The following is a 17348-nucleotide window of genomic DNA, read 5'->3' on the forward strand; positions in this document are numbered from 1 at the left end:
AACCACCTGCCTATATTAGCTAAATATATTCTTAAATTTTTACTTTTATAACCATCAAATCGCTATCCTCAAGAGCCTTAAGAGCATGGATTTCATTAGGATCCATTGTGATTATATCACCTGGGATTATTATCTGGTTTCCGTTCTCTCCCTTAAAATCTACCTTGCCGTTATAAATTACAACTACTACACTTTTATCTGACTTGTGACTTGGTATTTCTTCGCCCTTTTTGATTTGTAGATGGGTTATTTGTAAATTATCCTCATCCACCAAATGCTCAAATTTGCCGTTTAAAATATTCGCACTTATTTTTTTCATATTTTCTCTCCTTGTTGATGACCATTACCATAAAAAATGATATACAATAAATTTTTACAAACACAATTTATCTCAGCTTTTTTACAATTTTCTTTAAGTCAGGCAAAACCTCCTCTCTAAAAAAAGGATTTTTTGATATCCACCTGTTGTTTAGTGGACTTGGGTGGACTATTGGGAAATATTCTGGCAAAAATTCTTTGTAAGATTTTACTGTTTCAGTTAAATTTTTCTTAAATTTATCCTTCAAATAAAACTTTTGAGCATAGGCTCCTATCAAAATGGTTAACTTTATATCCTTCAATTCATTTAATAATAGTGGATGGTATTCTTCTGCAATAAAAGATCTAGGATCCTTATCGCCAGATTTTCCCTTTCCAGGATAATAAAAATCCATTGGAATTATAGAAAAATCTTCATTATGGAGGATGTCTTCCGATATCCCCAACCATTTGACAAGATTTTCCCCACTCTTATCATTAAATAAAATACCAGTTTCTTCAACCTTTCCCCCAGGAGCTTGCCCAATTATCAAAATTTTTGATTTTGGATTTAGCTGGAATATTGGGTTAATTCCTCTATTTGTGTAGATTTCATTCCTGCGATCTTCTCTTAATTTTTTAATAATGAGTTTTTCTTTCATAATTTTGTCATCACTTTCATTAGAATTAGAACCTTACCAAGCTTTAGGACGAGTAACAATTTTCTTAAAAAATCTATTCTTAGCCTAGTAAAAATTTTAACCTACATTAGATTATTACCCATTTTTATCTTGACTCTAATCATGAATTGCATAATCTACTATCATTCCTTGTGATGTTAGATTTTCTTTTATAAATCTTTCGACTAGGTTTTTATTTTCACCTAAAGATAATTCTTTTGTTAGTCCTATTATAAATTATCTTGCTAGTTGTGCATTAGAATTTTTTTCTTGATTTTTTATTTGCCTTAATCTTTCTTCTGTATCGTCTATTTTATCTTTTTTCCCTTGCTCCTATGTCAAAAATCCTGTTTTTTTCAAAAAGTATTAATTCATTATTTATAAGTTTTTCATTATTAATGTTAATCTCGCCTTTTAAAACAAGATATATTCTTTCTTCAGCATAAAACTCAAGGGAAATATCCGTGTTTTGGTCAAGACTCATAAGTAAAATATGACAATCACATAAATCTAAGAGTTTCTTGCTTATAGTTTGATTTTCTTTTATAGGCATGACCTCTTCTGGTGTAAATGTTTTTCCCTTACTGATATTTTTCATTTTAATCTCCTACTATCCTAATTGGTATTACAGACTCATATTCTTTCTCATATTTTTTATTTTTTCAAGTATAACCTCTACGCCAAATGCTTCTTTCATATTTTCCTTGCAGATAATATCAGAAGTTTTGCCTATTTTATGTCTAGCATTTCCCATTAACATCAAACATTTATCCGATATTTCAAGAGCATGGGCTGGGTAATGAGTATTTATAATAACACTAATATTGTCTACCTTGGATAGTTTTTTGATTAATGAAATTATTTTAAGCTGATTTTTAAAATCAAGACCACTTTCTGGCTCATCTAATATGATTAAGCTTGGGTCTGATATTAAGGCTCTGGCTATTAGAACCATCTGAAGTTCTCCTCCACTCATCACAGAACATGACTTGTCTTTAAGGTTTTCTATAGCTAAGCTTTTCATAATATCATTTGCCTTCTTATATTCTCTAGCACCTGGTTTTGCAAATGGTGTAAGTTTACTAGAAAACCCTAACACTACCATATCAATTCCAGAATATTCAAAAGAAAATGATCTTTTTTGAGGAACATATGATATCTTGTGCCATAAGTTTCTTCTATTAAAACTTGTAATATCTTTTTCATCCATAAAACTATTTACTAGTTTCTATTTTTCAAAATCACATATCCATCTTATAAGGCTAGTCTTACCAACACCATTGGGCCCTAAGATAGATAAAACCTGACCTTGAGCCAGACTAAAAGATAAATTCTTAAATAATTCATGATTTTTATCATAATAAAATCCTGCATTTTTTACTTCTAATTTAATTGAACCCACCCCCAGTTTTTCTAATTAGGCTTATAAAAATTGGAGCTCCAATTATTGCCGTAAGAACTGAAATAGGTAGTTCTATTACAGAAACCGTTCTTGATAAAGCTTCTATTAGTACCATAAGACTTGCTCCTAAAGATATGCTAAAAGGTAGAGTAAGAGTATTATTAGCTCCCACAATCATCCTTGCCATGTGAGGAATTATCAAACCAATCCATCCGACTTGCCCACACATTGATATAGCTGGTCCATTTGTGCCAACTGTAGCAAATCCTACACACGGAATCCCTGTCTTTTTAAGAGTTTCATAGAGTTCTTTATTCCAAGCATTGAAAAAAATAACATCTGGTTTAAGCTTCATTATTTCCTCAATATTAATGTCAGATTGAGCTTGAACTGTATTTTGGCTATCAAGAAGCTCTGGAGCTATATCCTTTAAAACTGTATTTGAAATTACTTGCTTTAGTGAACCAGCATATCCTACGATGTATGGAGCCTTTCCATGATGATAAGCCATATAGGTAGATAAAATAGGTATCTGATCTATTACTATTATTTCAACTTTCTCTGGAACTTCTACCTCATTACCTGCATGATCTGTAATTGTCCTAACTTTTTTATTTTTATCCTTAGTTTCTTCCTTTTTCTCAGCTTGAGTCATTTCCTTGCTTTCTGATTTTTGTTCAGTTTTTGTATTGCCACAAGCAGTTATACCTGATAAGACAAGCACTGTCAGACATAAAATTAGTGATATTTTTTTATAACTTTCATCTAATCCTCCTTTTTACTTGCTAAAACTACATAAGAAATTTTTGTATTTTTAGACCTCTCTAACATTTTTACAAATCTATCCCTATTTTCTTCTGAATAAGCATTTTTATAAAAATTTGCAGCCCCTACTGGCCCCTCATCTTTTATGATCGTATCCCTGTCTAAGAGAAGCATCCTACCAGTCCTTTGTGAAAAAGGTCTAAAAGAATTTTCTATAAATAGCTTGTTCCAATTTTCTACGGTTAGAGGATACACATTCATGTTTGTAAATTTCGAAAGTTGCCTTCTTATATCTTCGCTTTCATTTTCTACTGCTACATCATGAGTTAATAAATAGCCGCCCTTTTTTAAAACCCTGTGATAATTTTTAAGAGCCTTTGCTTTTTCTTCATTTGGAAGCATGGTGAGCATTGCCTCATTAATTATTAAGTCAAATGTTTCATCCTCAAAATCCAACTTTAAGGCATCTATATTCATAACTTCAATTTCTTTTTCTAAGCCTAAAAGCTTTATATTCTCTAGGGCTTGATCTATGACAACTTGGTCATTGTCTATACCTATTACTTTGCATTTATATTTCGTATAAACTCTTATTAGGTTATCTCCTCTATTGCAAGCAACTTCCAAAACTTGCATATCTTTATCTATCTGTACCTGATCAAGCAACCAATCAGTCATAATACCGCCGCCTGGTCTGAGTCTTGTTCTTCCAAGCATCTTTAAAAAATCATGTCCAAAAACAATTTTATTTTTTTCCATTTTATCTTCCTCCTTGATAATAATTATCATTACATTTATAATTATATCATGGATAATTTTTATTGCAGTTGCTAAAGCAACAAGAAAGGATTTTATGGAAAAAATTATTGTGAAAAGTAAATTATTTTATGGTTTAGACGAAAGTACTATACACCACATACTTTCTTGTATTGATCATAAAATCTTAGTTTTTAGTAAAGGCGGATACCTATATGATTTTTCTAAGGGATTTAAGGCAGGTATAGTTTTAAAGGGAAGAATTGATCTATCTACAATAGATGATGATAAAGAAATTATAGATAGAATTTATGAGACTTCAGATTCTTTTTCTTTAAATTTTTCTTCCCTAGCTGATAGACTCATAGTCGCAAAAAAAGATTCTGAAGTTTTAGCACTTGATGTTAGCAAAATCTTTGAAGAAAATAAAAGGTCTTGTTCAATCAGACCGATTTTTATGGAAAATATTATAAAATTGTATGATGAGCAAATTTCATACTTAACTTACAAATTAGATATATATTCTAAGCCTAAGATTAGGGAAAAAATTAATATGTATATAGATAGGTATGGAAAAGATTACCTATTTTCAAATAAATTATCCAGAGAGGACTTAGCTAAATTTTTAGCTTGTAATAGGCCTGCTCTTTCAAGAGAGTTATCTCTTATGAAAAAAGAGGGATTAATATAAAAGTATTACTCATAAGACTAATTAAATATAAACAAAAATTACAAAAAATCAGTCCTAAGAGAATACGGATCTCATTTTAAACTCAAATGATATTTTTAGCTGTATAACAAACAAATCTCCATAATGAATTAGGTTCTTTTTCCTAGACTTTTACCCTTGAAAATTTCTATCTTTTGGTATCCTATCTGCTTCAAATGATAAGCCTGTTTTATATAAATAAACGGGAAGTCCTACTAAGGTTTCAGCTAAAACTCTCACACATGAATAAGCTGCTATTATCTGCATGGCAGTAAATTTATTGACATTTCTAATATTTTTTGTTCTTCCAAATAAAAAAGACAATAGAGTTTTTAATATCTATCGTCTGATATCATCTAATAATTAATTTTCTTTAAATTGATTTTATTATATAGTTTAATAATTCTACTAATGAAATTGTAAAAATTAAACTGTGATTTATAACAAACCCCAGTTTCATAATGAACTGACCCCAAAAAGTTGGACCCAAAACCAACTTAGAGGAGGTCAGTTTTTTCATGAAAAAATATAGTACAGAATTTAAGATGAAAATAGTACAAGAATACTTAAATAAAGAAGGAGGATATAAATATTTAACTGATTAATATGGACTTAGTGATCATTCAGTAGTCAGAAGATGGGTTAATTCATACAAAACACAAGGATATGAAGGCTTAAAAATTTCTAGAAAAATTAATAGCTACTCTTTCGAATTTAAGAAAAATGTAGTAAAGTTGTACTTAACAGGAGAAATGTCCTATCAAGAACTTTCTAATCAATTTAAGATTAATAATCCAGCAATCATTGCTAGATGGGTAATTGATTTTAGAAATCAAGGACTTGATGGACTTAGACCTAAAAAGAGAGGAAGACCTTCAAGCATGACTAAAGATAAAAATAAAAATAACGAACAAGTAAAGAAAGAATATTATAAGGAAGAAATAGATGAAATTGCTGAACTAAAAGATAAGCTTTACTGGGCACAAATGGAAATAGATTTTCTAAAAAAAAGATGGAATTAGAGGACGAGGAAGATCAGAAAATGAGAGAATGGCTCGAATAATTGACTCATTAAGAGAAAAATATCTATTAAAAGATTTGCTTAGCTATTTAAAATTCCCTAAGTCAACATACATGTATTGGAAAAAAAGATTTGACAGAAAAATAAAGATGAAGCCTTTGAGAATCAAATCAAGAAAATAAGAAAAGATAATCCAAACTATGGATACAGAAGAATACATGCAATGCTTAGAAGAATTGGTCTTGTAATAAACAAGAAAAAAGTTCAAAGACTGGTACAAAAACTAAAGCTTCAAGTTAGAAATTTTGCACGTAAATCAAGAAAATATTACTCATACAAGGCAACAGTGGGTAAAGTAGCACAAAATAGGATAAAAAGAAGATTTAACACTTCTGTAGTACATCAAAAAATCACAACAGATACAAGTGAATTTAAATACTATGAAACAGATAAATCTGGGAATATGCAAGTAAAAAAACTTTACTTAAATCCTTTCTTGGATATGTTTAATGGAGAAATCATTAGCTATTCAATAACAACTTCACCATCATTAGAGGCAATAATAAGGCCTCTTGAAGAAGCGATAGAAAAGACTTCAGACTGCAAATATAAAAGAATCTTTCATTCGGATCAAGGCTGGGCGTATCAATTAAAACAATATACTAATAGGTTAGAAAGTGATGGAATTTTGCAGAGTATGTCAAGAAAAGGAAATTGCTTGGATAATTCCCCTATGGAAAATTTCTTTGGAATATTAAAACAAGAAATTTACTATGGTAGAACGTTTAAATCATTTGACGAACTAAAAAATACAATAGAAGAATATATAAAATATTACAATGAAGATAGAATAAAAGAAAAACTTGGATATTTAAGTCCAGTTGAATATAGGAAATTGAATGCAGCTTAGCTGCGATTTCCCCTAGGGGAAATATGAGGACAAAAAACCAGAGACAAATATTTCTAGATGTCTCTGGTATAAAATCCAACTTTTTGGGGTCACCTTCTTGCTATCTTTATTTTTAATGGTTTTTTAGTTATTTTATTTTTGACCTTTTATTAGCGTTTAAGTATTGATTTTTAAATGAAAAGAGAGACTCGAGTTAACAAGTCTCCCCAAAATTTGACAAATAGCCTATTTTAATCATTATCTCTTTGCATCAATAATAATTCTACTTTATTTATTTTATTAATAGCAATAATTGAAGATATTGGACCTAACAAGGTTCCCAAAATTATTACTATTATTAACATTAAAATCATAAGGAATATATTCGGTCTTAAAAAAGGCATTTTCAAAAGTGATGAAAATATATTATTGAAAGTTATACTTAAAACAAAGGAAAGCACAGAACCTATGACTGCACCTGTTCCATTAATTAGCATAGATTCAATAAGAACTACTTCACTGAGTTTTTTCTTTGTTGCTCCTAATATCCTTATGGTTGCAAATTCTCTTTTCCTTTCCTTAACTGATAAGGTATTTACAAGACTTAAAATAAAGAAAGCTAGTATCCAAATCAAAGCTATCAATATATACACATATACAAGCATGTTTTTTGCTGAATCTGAAACTTCTGTCATTATTTTTTTTGGCAATAAAGGATACACTTTTTCTTTTTTAAATTCTTCCTTAATAAGTTTTTGAATTGTTTTTGGATCTTTGTTTTTTTCAACTTTTACTAAAATAGAAGATATATCATCTTTTTTTGCCACCGGATGATTAATTATCTTTTCATATTCCTTGGCTAATCTATGAGTTTCTTCTATTGTCATAAAAACTGAATTATCAAAACCCATGCCAGTTTTTGCAAGCCTACCTTTTATCTCAAATTCTTGATTAAAAAATTTAACCTTATGATTAATAGTCCCCACAATGTTAGCACCTACAACAACTTGCCCAGCTTTAATTGGAGTTTTAATCTGTTTTTCAAGCCAAGGTTTAACGCTAAAGTCATCAGAAAAGTCAATTCCTATAACTTGAATGGGAAAAGAACAGCATCCAGCAGAAAGTGTAGATAGATAAACTTGACCATAGGCTTTTTCAACTCCTGGTATTTTTTTTACTCTATTTAATATATCCTTGTCAAAAAAAAATGTATTAGGTTCTCCCCTTAATATTGCACCTGTAATTTTGGAATCATAACCTTCTGGGACTACTATAATGTCTGCTCCCATCCTATCTGATAGAGATTTCATGCCGTTTTTAAGAGAAAAAATTATAAATGATGACATGAATAAAATAAAAGTTAAAATTCCTACAAGTAAAATCAAGGTAATTGACCTTGCCTTTTTATTTTTTATATTCTTTTTTGCTAAATTAATTGTGTATAAATCTTTCATTATTTTGCACCATCAAGAGCATTATTGCAAGCTTCTATAAATTGCTTGTAAGTTTGTGTTGCCCCCGAAATAACATCCACTCCTTCAGGATTTCCTTTTTCCACTAATCTATCTGGATATGACTTTGCAAGATTTATAGCTTGTTGGGCTATCTTATATAGTCCTTCATTTTGGCTTTGACCATAAGATTCATCCTTTTCTTTTCCATCTCCATCAATGTTTTGCATTGTACAAGATTCAATCTTATTGTCTTTAACACTTATATCCACCTTTACAAGTCCGCCTCTTTCATCTTTGGCAGATTCTCCATGATATGTGCCGTCTTTATAGCTTACACTTAGGGCTTCTTCTTTTTTATCTGCTCCACAAGCAACTAAGACAAGCCCCAAAGAAAAAATTATTAATACATTTAAAATTTTTCTCATATAAACTCCTTAAGTTTTGCATCTTTTTTTACAGAATCAAGAACCGGTCTTTTTCTTTTCATTTTTTCTTCTTTTGAAATTTTACCATGTTCAAGAGTTATCATTCTTTCAGATTCTTCGCCGACTTCAGGGTCGTGAGTTACAACAATAATTGTTGATCCTGCATTGTGAAGTTTTTCAAATATGTCAAGAACTATATATTCATTCTTTTCATCCAAATTTCCTGTGGGCTCATCGGCTAAAAGAATTGTAGGATGATTAATAAGAGCTCTAGCTATGCACACTCTTTGTTGTTCCCCACCTGATAATTGGTTGGGTAAGTGCTTGGCTCTATCAGCAAGACCTACTGCAGCCAAAGCTTCCATTGCTTCTTGTGCATCTGGCATAGAATGATAATATTGTGACATCATTACATTTTCCAAAGCACTTAAATAATTAACTAAATGAAATTGTTGGAAAATAAGTCCTATCTTATCCCTTCTAATAACTGTTAGTTCCTTAGGCGATTTTTTTGCTATATCTTCACCATCCAGAATAACTTCGCCAAGTGAAGGTTTATCCATGGCGCCAATAATATTCATCATTGTTGTTTTACCAGAACCTGATGGACCCATTATAGAAATCCATTCGCCCTTTTCTACACTTAAATTGATTTTGTCAAGGGCTTTAAGTTCACCATAAATTTTTGAAACATCTACTAGTTTTAATATATCCATAAAATTCCTTTCTATTCTCCACGAAGCACTAAAGCTGGATCAATATCAACAGTTTTAGATACTGGTATTAAAGATGCAACTATAGTTATTACTATACATACAATAATTGTCATAGGTACTAAAAGAGGCAAGAAACTTACCTTTCTAGCAAATACCGAAATACTTACTCTATTGGCAAATATATATCCTAATGCAACACCTAAAAGTCCACCAAAAACCCCCAAAAATGCTCCTTCACCTAAAAAGTCAACAATTACTGAGGAATTTGTGGCACCCAAAGCTTTCTTAAGACCTATTTCTTTACGCCTTTCAGTTACAACAGCCATCATTGTTGTGGATACACATATCATCATTATGAATAATACTATTATCGTTACAATGAAGACAAGAGCTTGTAATTTGTTCAAAACTATATCTTGTGAGGCGGTAACTCTTTTTACCATTTGTGGAGTTAGAGATCCATCCTTTTTTGAAATATTTGATACTATTTTTGAAAGTTCATTTTGTTCAGTTTCTATTGAATATTCTACGACATCAAAATTTTTGTCTTTAACAAGCTTTGAAATATCATCAATACTCATAAAAATAAGTTCTTCTTCTTTACCACCTGTTGTCACAACTCCTGAAACAACAAAATTAGTATTTATAGAACCTTCTCCATGAACTTTGGGAGTATTTATAATAATTTTATCTCCCTCTTTTAATTCCAAAGCCTTTGAAACTTCATTACCTATTAAAACTTCTCTCGATTTTTCAGGCCATGAACCGTCAATAAGCCAGTATGGAGAATTTTCTTTCGCTCCCTTTAAATCTGTACCTGCAAGCATATAAGGTTGTTCATTAATTTTTGCATTTGTATAAATATAGGGTGCCTGACCGACAAGCTTTCCTGAAGGAATTAACGATTTAACTTCATCTAACTGTTCATTGGTAATTTTTTTATCAGGGTTAGTGGGAATTACCAACATATTTGCACCATAAGACCTAAACTCCTTACCCATTTGTCTAGGAATATCATAGTAAATAGTAACAAGTCCTGAAATAATTGTTGCTCCCATAGCTATAGCAAGTAGTGCTGTTAACATTCTTGCACGTCTCCTTGCCAAGGAAGTCATTATCATTTTTAAGTAAAATTTATTTTTACTTTGTTTATCTGCCATGTAGTACCTCCGTTGGATTTAAATTCAAAAGGTATCTTATAGCTGGTATTGACCCCAATATTGTAACAAGAATAATAAGTATTGCTACAATAGGAACTACCATAGCTGTTGGAGCTATTGCTGAGCCGAAAACTGTTAGACCAATAATCTGAGTAAGTAGCAGACCAACACCGTAACCTATAACTGTTCCAAATATCGCTGTCAAAATTATTTCCACAAGAATTATGCAAATTATCCTTCCATTTGACGCCCCTATAGCTTTTTGAAGTCCAATTTCATTAGATCTTTCCATTACAGATGCTGTAATAAGATTGGAAATACCAAAGCCTGAACCAATCAAAGTTAATACTGTAATTAAAACCATAAGAAGAGTAGTCTTATTTAAAATATCTCCTTCACTTTCTGCAACTTGGCGAATTGGCTTAGCTACAGAATCAGTCATTACTTCTGTTATTTGATAACAAATAGCAGAAACATAAGCTGTACAATACCATACTTCCCTTTCCTTAATAGTTAAAGATAGTGGGTTTTTGGCAGCCTTTCTTGCTAAGTCATTGTCTGGTGTAGTAAGAGCTGATATTTCAACTTTATTTACAACTCCAGTAACTCCAGCAAATTCTTGTGCTGTTTTTAAAGTAGAATATATAAATGCATCTTCATCAGAACCCGATGAGAAAATACCCTTAACTTTTAATTTTTTGTCTAAATTATTGCTTTTTAGTTGGATTTCATCACCAACTTTAAATCCATTTCTGTCTGCAAAAATCTTTCCAAGCATAACTGAATCGCTATCATTTTCTGATAACCACTTGCCTTGAACTTCCCACCAGTTTTTAAGTCTAATCATACCAGTATCAACTGATTCTCCAGTAGGCAGATTCATATGATTATTAAACCATGTTCCTACCATCTTAGTATGTTTAGAATCATTATTACAAGAAACCCAAGTGTTAAGATATGGCGTATAGTCTACAATATTGTAAGCCCAAAAAATAGTTTTAATTTTAGGAAGTTCTGATTCCTTTAAATATTTTTGAACCTGCCCCTCTTTTTCTTGCATGCCATACAAATCATCAAGAAGGGAAGCTTCCTTCGGCAATACATTAATATTTGCTCCATAGGTCTTTAATTCTTGATTAACTTTATCTCCAACGCCAAGCATGGTATTTAACATTGAAGTGGCAAGAGAAGCTCCAAGGGCAACTGTAAATGCAATAAGAACCATTTTTCCCTTTTGTCTAAAAAGCGCTCCTTTAACTATTCTCCAAAACATAAGCCCTCCTACTTAAATACATAAGACAATGCGTCAAGATCTTTTGGCGCAATCTTTATCTTTTTATCATGGACAATGTATGGGAAAGGTATCGGGTTACATCCACCCTTAAAACCTATTGTACCCCTATTCATTACAACGTCGCACAACTTACAAATAACATCATCGCCTCTTTCAAAATATCCAGATGGACCACATATCTCGCAGGCATCAAGTACAACTCCATAGGTACCTCCTGATTTTTTAATGCAGAAAAATCTCATTTGTGCACCATCCTTTGCCTTATACAAATATCTGTGCAAATGCATATCCTCTAAGCTACTTAAAGGAATAACAATCATTCCATTTTCAGTTTGATAATCTTCAGGTGGTGAAAGGGCCTGTTCCTTATTAGCATATGCCTTTCCAAGCGTTAATGAAAAAGTATTAATAAATAGAACAACAAGGAAAAAAATTGCCCAACGTTTTTTATTCTTCATTCTATACTTTATTTTTCTTAACTGAGCGCTATTGCTATAATCTTCATTAACTTTAATATTTTGCTTATATAAAATTACTGGAATAGCTGTCATAATTAACATTGTTGCAAATAAAAACACATTTTCGTGATTAGCTATAAATGCAATAACTCTAAAAAAGTTAACATTTCTAGGAATAATCCCTTTAGAATAAAATCTTTGAATTATGACGTTAAATTGGCTTATACCTGAACATATCAAGCTCAAAAAAACAATAATCTTTAAGTTTTTACCTTCAAGTTTAACTGAAGACTTATATATGGCAAGTCCTGATAAAATCATCATGATTATCCCAAAAACAAAGCCTAAAATCCTAAAAAGTACAATAGTTGAAACAGCACTTTCGCCATAATATACAAATTTGTTTGATTGGTTAAATACATACGGTAAATAATAAAAACAAATTCCTACAAGATAAACAACAACCGATGATGAAATGAAAATATCATAAATTTTAGCGTTTATCTTATCTTCAAATATCATAAAAATTAATATTAAAAATACTGAGATAACTATGGGTACCATAGACCAGAAATTCAATTCTGTTCTATTAATAAAATTAGGTATATTTCTTATAATTATTGAAACAATTGCTGCAATTACCCCTAAAACTAAAGAAATTATAATAACATACTTTTTATATTTGCTCTCTTTAGTTGTATAATAGGCAAGTATTAAAGAAATCATTAGAGAAAAGGCTATTCCCGCCTCTATAACTTTAATAAAAATTTTTAAAATAATTTCACCCCCCATAAATGCATATAAGGGGAAATTGAATTCCCCTTTAAAATATTAAAAATTTCAAAACTTTACCATTGTGGTCCGTTCCATTCGAAGTCAGTCCATTCTGCAACAAGTGGTTCTGTCCAGAATCTACCTGTTACACCAGTTTCTTTATCTACGTGTAGTAAGTAGTCATTGCCTGGTGCAGATACTTCGAATTTTACATCATAAACGCCAACACCTTCGTCAAATTTAACATTTGCACCATAGTGCGGACCATCAGATGCGTTCATTGGCATGAAAGCTACTTCTTGAACATGGTTTGAACCTTTCTTTTGTAAATAAGCTTTTACTTTTAACCATGGAACAAAATCACCAACACCATAGCCTAATGTTGAACCTTCTTTTGATGCTGTAATGTCAGCTTCAATATGGCAGTCAGCTTCTTCTTTAGGAATTGAGTTTCCTGCTGGTTCCATATCAACTGGTTGGAAATATACACCAGAGATTACTAAAGGTCCTTTAGTTTGGTCATCGCCAATTGGAAATTCTTCAAATCCTTTATCTTGTCCTGGAGCTGCAGCTTTTGCGTCTCCTGCTTCTTTCTTGTTTTCTTCAGCTGGTTTTTTTTCTTCTGTAGAAGTTTTAGCTGTATTATTAGCTTTTGTATCTTCTTTTTTACCACAAGCTGTAAACATTAATGCAAACACAAGTGTCATAACAACAAGAAATAAATTTTTCTTTTTTAACATAATACCCTCCTATTTTTTTTCTTGGCTGGCTTCAAGCTCAGCTCTAATTTTTTTGTTTCTATTATTTTGATAGATAACAGAAACAATGGTTACTACTAATAGAATAATTTGTGGAATAAGATTTTCATACCTATCGTATATACCTATAACTTCAGCAGACCATCCATTCATCCAAGGAACTATAGTTCTGCCAATTACATCTGCTTCTTGTAATTCTCCTATGCCCTTTCCTAAGAAAGACAAGCAAAGTATAAACATTAGCCAAGAAGTAAATGTAAAGAATGGTTTTAATGGTAGCCTTACAGAAACTTTAGCAATTAAATAATATACAATTGCAAGTATTATGGCGGCAACTAAAAGTCCAATCCACATATGCATAGGATTTTCAGAAATGCCTGTTCTCATACCTTGGAAAAACAAAATAAGTTCTGCACCCTCTCTTGCTACTGCCAAGAATGAAGTGAAAGATAAGGCAAAATAATTACCCTTGGAAACAGATTGTTCAACTTTGTTGTTAATGTATCTATTCCAAACTTCAACTTCAGATTTAGAAAGCATCCAATTGGATACATAAAATAGTACGATAACAGCAAGAAACATCGCAATTCCTTCGAATATTTCTTGTCCCATTCCAGACTCAACTTCTCCCACTGTATTGGCGATTATATTAAATACTCCAGCTAGGACTACTGAAAAAACAATGCCTAGCAAGGCTCCAATATATACACCTTTTAAATAATTTCTATTATTAGTCTTTGATAAATATGCTGCAATAGCAGCTACAACTAAAATGGCTTCAAGTCCTTCACGAAGTGTAAGACCAAGAACTGCAAAAAATGTGCCATATCTTTTTAGCAGCTCTCCCAACAATTGACCTGTTGAAAGGCTGTTTGCATCTTCTTGATTTTGACCACTGGACTTAGAATCTCCAGAGGTTCCATCAAGCGTATGAGCATCCTCATGAAGATAAGTTATAAGTGCATCAATTTCATCTTTAACTTCTTTTGGGTTTGCATCTTCTTTGATAGAATTTTTTGCCCTGTAAAATTGATGTTCAACCATTGAACCCCTTTCACCTGAAATTGCAGACATAGTTGTTTTTTCAAATCCAATTTTTTCATAGAACTTAAAGTAAGCAACATTGATTGCATCTGTGGCTGCTTTTTTAGCATCCTTATCTCCAGGCTTGTAAACTTCCACAGCTTTTTGTAAATGTTCTGACATAGCATCAGCGACTTCAACCCAGTTACTATAATTTGTTTCTGCTGCAAAAGCATGCGTGAAAGTGAGGCTAATAATGACTACTATCATTGCGAAAATGCTAGTCCCTTTTTTTAATAAATTCATCTCTATCCCTCTTTTTTTATTAAACTTCCATCTTCCATTTGGAAAAGTGTATTGCCATATTTTAAAATATCAAGCTCATGAGTAACTATAATAAGTGCAGTACCTTTAGAATTTATTTTTTTTAATAAATCCATTATCTCCATAGTAGTGTTTTTATCCAAATCACTTGTAGGCTCATCTAAAATCAAAAGTTCCGGCGAATTAATCATAGATCTGGCTATCAGCACTCTTTTTAGCTCTCCTCCAGATAAATTTTTAGGAAAATCATCTTTCAAATGCAAAATTCCCATCTCATCAAGTAGCATAGCTGCTTTTTCATAAGCAGAGTCATCTCTTTTAAATAGATAATAAGGAAGAGACACATTCTCTAAAACATTTAAATTTGGAAGTGTTCCTAGACTTTGTGGCACAAAACCTATGATTTCATTCCTATATTTGCTAATTTCTCTATCAGAAAAATCACTCATATCTTTGCCCTTAGCAAAAATTTTACCTTCAGTCGGCTTTAATAAACCAGACAAAAGATTTAAAAAAGTTGACTTCCCTGAACCACTTCTGCCAATTATATTGACAAAATCTCCCTCATTCAAGGTAAAGTTTACATTTTTAACTGCAAAAAGTGTATTAGAACCTCTCTTAAAACTCTTGCTTAAATTTTCAGCTTTAATTATTGATTCCATTATGAATTTCTTTCTTTCATACAATAATAAATATTAACTAAAACCAATATGCCTGACAACAATGTGCAAAGCGGAATGGTTTTTGCTCTGCAAGCCATATCGGCTTTCATGCATCCACCAATAAGTACATGAGCGTTTAGTATCTCTAAAATACCAATTGCTATATTTGAAATAGATAATCCTAAAGATATTTTTGAATCTTTAACTACAATAAGAATAATTGCTAATACTAAAATGACTGCTCCAATACCTATAGTCATATTTCCCATCCAATGGCATTTCATGAACATCCCATTTTCCATAGGAGGACAAACGGGTGTTATAAATTTTGGTGCAAACACTAACAAAAAACCTATAATAGCAGAAATATATCCTACAATCTTCTTCCTACTCATTTTAATCATCCTTTCTACTTATCTTTATTAATAACATTGTAATATAAAAACGTGTTTATTTTTTTATAATTACCAGTCTTTTTTTCAATAGTTACCCCTGGCCAGTTACCAACATATTGGTTGGAACCAGTGAGGCCGTTAAAAAGTGTTGGCTTACCACTATTGGGCTTGCCGGCAAGTGCAATAGCAATAGCCATCTTAGTTCTCCTTCTTTTCTATTTCTTCAATTGCAATTAATTCAGCATCTGCTTTTCTAATGCTAAGTTCATAATGTCTAATATTAATTTGCACAGGGTCGCCAAGTGGCGCCACCTTCCTTATGTAAATTTATGAATTTTTTATAATTCCCATGTCCATTATCCTTCTTTTCAAAGGACCAAAACCATTGATTTTTTTAACGATGTAGTATTTTCCTACAACTGCATCTCTTAAAGTATGCAGTTCTTACATCTCCTCTACTAATATTTTTTTCGCTATATCTTTTCCGATTGCAACTCTTGAATCTTTAACATATACAATTAAATTACTATCGTTCTCATTAAGAACTTTTATAACTACATCTTTGACAAAACCAAGATTCGCCAGGTGGGACTCAGTTACATTACTATCTCCTAAAGACTTAATCCTTAAAATCTTATAATTAACATTTAAGGGTGCCATTACTAAGCTAAGTATCTAACCTCTCGTTTCTAGTTTTAATTTTATTAAAATAAATTAATACATGAATTTGATTATCACTTTCATAATTATTATAACATAGGAAATTAAAAATTTAAAGCAATTTTCCATTTTTTTAAAAAAGGGCATATTTTTAAGATTGAGAATATTTTTAATTTATCTTTCTTATGTTGCCTTGTATATGATAATTTTCTTTTTTTATTGGCCTATATAATAGAAGAACTTTAATAAAAAAGGCTCATTTATTCTTTGTTAGATAGTAATTTTATAAATAAAACTTATTCTCAAAATAATTTATTTAATAGAAATGCTCTCAAAAATCCCATCTTCCAGCAATATCATAGGTAACCTAATGAAGTTATACATTTCAGATTGCCTATTATAAAAATAATCAAAATTCATCCCTACCTCCTTTCTTTGAAATAAAAAAAGACGACAGAATTATTGCTTTCTATCGTCTACGATTGTCTAATATTTATTTTTTTCAAATTGATTTTATTGTATAGTTTAATAATTCTAATAATCCAATAACATATATACTTAATTTAGGTAATCCAAATGGACTAAATAAAAATGCTAAGATTAGTGCTTCAATTACAATTTGCTTGTCTCCTTGAAAAATGCTAGCTAATCCAATTACAAAAATCAAAGTAGAAACTACGCTTAACAACGCAGTACTCAAACTTAATATGAAGGTTAAAAAAGCTA

Annotated in this window: 22 protein-coding genes and 5 pseudogenes; 4 read left to right on the forward strand and 23 right to left on the reverse strand. The window is 31.0% G+C overall.

Translation table 11 applies throughout. The features are described 5' to 3' along the window. Positions 1–31: 31 nt before the first annotated feature. The 8 genes and pseudogenes from ACU68Y_RS08530 to ACU68Y_RS08565 all read right to left on the reverse strand — a co-directional run bounded on the left by ACU68Y_RS08530 (position 32) and on the right by ACU68Y_RS08565 (position 3903). Positions 32–319, reverse strand: coding sequence for an AraC family ligand binding domain-containing protein (locus tag ACU68Y_RS08530; protein WP_154274297.1), 288 nt, complete (start codon positions 317–319; stop codon positions 32–34). Between the two features lie 67 nt (positions 320–386). Then, on the reverse strand, positions 387–959 hold the full coding sequence (locus ACU68Y_RS08535; RefSeq protein WP_446755875.1) for a uracil-DNA glycosylase family protein: 573 nt from the start codon (positions 957–959) through the stop codon (positions 387–389). A 138-nt stretch (positions 960–1097) separates the two neighbouring features. Further along, positions 1098–1250 (reverse strand): annotated as a pseudogene (locus ACU68Y_RS08540) (MobA/MobL family protein); the annotation flags it as partial. Between the two features lie 40 nt (positions 1251–1290). Continuing rightward, positions 1291–1575: a hypothetical protein gene (locus ACU68Y_RS08545; protein WP_002841867.1), complete on the reverse strand. Its 285-nt coding sequence runs from the start codon at positions 1573–1575 to the stop codon at positions 1291–1293. A gap of 27 nt (positions 1576–1602) precedes the next feature. Continuing rightward, positions 1603–1953, reverse strand: coding sequence for an AAA family ATPase (locus tag ACU68Y_RS08550; RefSeq protein ID WP_446765335.1), 351 nt, complete (start codon positions 1951–1953; stop codon positions 1603–1605). Further along, positions 1933–2379, reverse strand: a pseudogene (locus tag ACU68Y_RS08555) (ATP-binding cassette domain-containing protein); the annotation flags it as partial. The gene ACU68Y_RS08550 and the pseudogene ACU68Y_RS08555, both read right to left, overlap by 21 nt. Continuing rightward, complete coding sequence (locus ACU68Y_RS08560) at positions 2366–3127, reverse strand: iron chelate uptake ABC transporter family permease subunit (protein WP_316534927.1); 762 nt, start codon at positions 3125–3127, stop codon at positions 2366–2368. The pseudogene ACU68Y_RS08555 and the gene ACU68Y_RS08560, both read right to left, overlap by 14 nt. Positions 3128–3144: 17 nt before the next feature. After that, complete coding sequence (locus ACU68Y_RS08565) at positions 3145–3903, reverse strand: class I SAM-dependent methyltransferase (RefSeq protein ID WP_002841854.1); 759 nt, start codon at positions 3901–3903, stop codon at positions 3145–3147. Between the two features lie 94 nt (positions 3904–3997). On the opposite strand from ACU68Y_RS08565, the gene ACU68Y_RS08570 reads away from it, so the two are divergent. The 4 genes from ACU68Y_RS08570 (at position 3998) to ACU68Y_RS08585 (ending at position 6540) form a co-directional block, all read left to right on the forward strand. Beyond that, positions 3998–4591: a Crp/Fnr family transcriptional regulator gene (locus tag ACU68Y_RS08570; RefSeq protein WP_002837989.1), complete on the forward strand. Its 594-nt coding sequence runs from the start codon at positions 3998–4000 to the stop codon at positions 4589–4591. Between the two features lie 770 nt (positions 4592–5361). After that, a complete protein-coding gene (locus ACU68Y_RS08575) occupies positions 5362–5631 on the forward strand; it encodes a helix-turn-helix domain-containing protein (protein ID WP_012290720.1) in 270 nt (89 codons plus the stop codon). 28 nt (positions 5632–5659) lie between these two features. After that, complete coding sequence (locus ACU68Y_RS08580; RefSeq protein ID WP_446755874.1) at positions 5660–5812, forward strand: hypothetical protein; 153 nt, start codon at positions 5660–5662, stop codon at positions 5810–5812. After that, positions 5809–6540 carry an IS3 family transposase gene (locus ACU68Y_RS08585; protein WP_446765336.1) on the forward strand — a complete coding sequence of 244 codons (732 nt, stop codon included), beginning with the start codon at positions 5809–5811 and terminating at the stop codon, positions 6538–6540. Before ACU68Y_RS08580 ends, ACU68Y_RS08585 begins: the two co-directional genes overlap by 4 nt. 230 nt (positions 6541–6770) lie before the next feature. On the opposite strand, the gene ACU68Y_RS08590 is transcribed toward ACU68Y_RS08585, so the two are convergent. From ACU68Y_RS08590 to ACU68Y_RS08660, 15 genes and pseudogenes are all read right to left on the reverse strand, one after another. Then, positions 6771–7973: an ABC transporter permease gene (locus tag ACU68Y_RS08590; RefSeq protein WP_446755873.1), complete on the reverse strand. Its 1203-nt coding sequence runs from the start codon at positions 7971–7973 to the stop codon at positions 6771–6773. After that, a complete protein-coding gene (locus ACU68Y_RS08595; RefSeq protein WP_002837716.1) occupies positions 7973–8398 on the reverse strand; it encodes an FMN-binding protein in 426 nt (141 codons plus the stop codon). The genes ACU68Y_RS08590 and ACU68Y_RS08595 overlap by 1 nt, the downstream gene beginning before the upstream one ends. Beyond that, the gene (locus tag ACU68Y_RS08600) at positions 8395–9114 is read right to left on the reverse strand and encodes an ABC transporter ATP-binding protein (protein WP_002837674.1); all 720 of its coding nucleotides are present in this window, start codon (positions 9112–9114) and stop codon (positions 8395–8397) included. The genes ACU68Y_RS08595 and ACU68Y_RS08600 overlap by 4 nt, the downstream gene beginning before the upstream one ends. Positions 9115–9125: 11 nt before the next feature. Next, a complete protein-coding gene (locus tag ACU68Y_RS08605) occupies positions 9126–10274 on the reverse strand; it encodes an ABC transporter permease (RefSeq protein WP_002837757.1) in 1149 nt (382 codons plus the stop codon). Beyond that, entirely contained in the window at positions 10264–11547 is a 1284-nt protein-coding gene (locus ACU68Y_RS08610; RefSeq protein WP_002840480.1) for an ABC transporter permease, read from the reverse strand. The genes ACU68Y_RS08605 and ACU68Y_RS08610 overlap by 11 nt, the downstream gene beginning before the upstream one ends. An 8-nt stretch (positions 11548–11555) precedes the next feature. After that, positions 11556–12818, reverse strand: a complete 1263-nt coding sequence (locus ACU68Y_RS08615; protein ID WP_002837774.1) for a DUF2318 domain-containing protein — start codon at positions 12816–12818, stop codon at positions 11556–11558. A 56-nt stretch (positions 12819–12874) separates the two neighbouring features. Further along, positions 12875–13540 (reverse strand): iron transporter, encoded by a 666-nt coding sequence (locus ACU68Y_RS08620; protein ID WP_002837775.1) that lies wholly within the window; start codon positions 13538–13540, stop codon positions 12875–12877. 9 nt (positions 13541–13549) lie between these two features. Beyond that, the gene (locus ACU68Y_RS08625) at positions 13550–14887 is read right to left on the reverse strand and encodes an FTR1 family iron permease (RefSeq protein ID WP_446755872.1); all 1338 of its coding nucleotides are present in this window, start codon (positions 14885–14887) and stop codon (positions 13550–13552) included. 2 nt (positions 14888–14889) lie between these two features. Then, complete coding sequence (locus ACU68Y_RS08630) at positions 14890–15567, reverse strand: ABC transporter ATP-binding protein (protein WP_002840460.1); 678 nt, start codon at positions 15565–15567, stop codon at positions 14890–14892. Continuing rightward, positions 15567–15962, reverse strand: a complete 396-nt coding sequence (locus tag ACU68Y_RS08635; RefSeq protein WP_002840463.1) for a DUF4418 family protein — start codon at positions 15960–15962, stop codon at positions 15567–15569. Before ACU68Y_RS08635 ends, ACU68Y_RS08630 begins: the two co-directional genes overlap by 1 nt. Before the next feature lie 59 nt (positions 15963–16021). Continuing rightward, positions 16022–16159, reverse strand: a pseudogene (locus ACU68Y_RS08640) (FeoB small GTPase domain-containing protein); the annotation flags it as partial. Position 16160: 1 nt separating this feature from the next. Continuing rightward, a pseudogene (locus tag ACU68Y_RS08645) lies at positions 16161–16403 on the reverse strand (FeoA family protein). Positions 16404–16406: 3 nt separating this feature from the next. Beyond that, positions 16407–16622 (reverse strand): FeoA family protein, encoded by a 216-nt coding sequence (locus tag ACU68Y_RS08650; RefSeq protein WP_035110616.1) that lies wholly within the window; start codon positions 16620–16622, stop codon positions 16407–16409. 315 nt (positions 16623–16937) lie between these two features. After that, positions 16938–17042, reverse strand: a pseudogene (locus ACU68Y_RS08655) (replication initiator protein A); the annotation flags it as partial. A gap of 82 nt (positions 17043–17124) precedes the next feature. Beyond that, on the reverse strand, positions 17125–17348 hold a 224-nt coding region (locus tag ACU68Y_RS08660), incomplete at its 5' end, for a CD1845 family protein (protein ID WP_446755871.1).

The organism is Finegoldia sp. P1-F-LS (assembly GCF_052932205.1).